Here is an 810-nt window from a genome sequence, read left to right as displayed (position 1 = left end):
TTATTAACTAAAATGGAGTTTCTAGAAGATAAATTTGTATATGATTGTACAGGATATATATTTGCTCATTCATCGCTTAATGGGCAATTAAAGAGATTTTTAGTGGAAGAAGGAKAAAATAATAATGTTTGATCGTTTGAAAAATGGAGAAAAAATTGCTCCAATCGTAAAAGAAGTAGAAAGTCAAATTATAGAAGTGCATAAATGTGTGGATGAAGTAATTGAGAGTAATCAATTTCGTGTGCTAGAAAGTTTTCGTAAACATAAAATTAGTGATTCGCATTTTATTCCGACGACAGGTTATGGGTATGATGATATTGGTCGTGACACGTTAGAGAAAGTGTATGCGGATGTATTTGGAGCGGAAGCGGGTCTTGTTCGTCCTCAAATTATTTCGGGTACTCATGCAATTTCAACAGCTTTATTTGGTATTTTACGTCCGGGAGATGAGTTACTATACATAACGGGGAAACCGTATGATACGTTAGAAGAAATCGTTGGTGTGCGCGGAAAAGGTGTAGGCTCATTTAAAGAATATAATATTGGTTATAACGCAGTTCCGTTAACTGAAGAGGGATTTGTGGACTTTGAAGCTGTTGCAGCTGCGATCCGTAGTAACACGAAGATGATTGGTATTCAACGTTCAAAAGGATATGCTACTCGTCCGTCGTTTACAGTTTCACAAATTAAAGAGATGATTGCGTTTGTTAAAGAGATTAAACCTGATGTTATTGTATTTGTAGATAACTGCTATGGCGAATTTATTGAAGAAAACGAGCCATGTCATGTTGGTGCGGACTTAATGGCAGG

The 810-nt window shown here is 36.1% G+C and carries 1 protein-coding gene and 1 pseudogene; both read left to right on the top strand.

Annotated features, from left to right (window positions below; genetic code table 11):
- Positions 1 to 132, top strand: a pseudogene (locus tag AC1DTM_RS29620) (GTPase HflX); the annotation flags it as partial.
- The coding region (locus AC1DTM_RS29615; RefSeq protein ID WP_477001606.1) for a methionine gamma-lyase family protein at positions 125 to 810 on the top strand (686 nt) is incomplete at its 3' end. The pseudogene AC1DTM_RS29620 and the gene AC1DTM_RS29615, both read left to right, overlap by 8 nt.

It is taken from the genome of Bacillus sp. P4_D3, from assembly GCF_056401855.1.
Note: the sequence above shows the minus strand (reverse complement) of the source record. Positions and strands in the feature narration are given on the sequence as shown.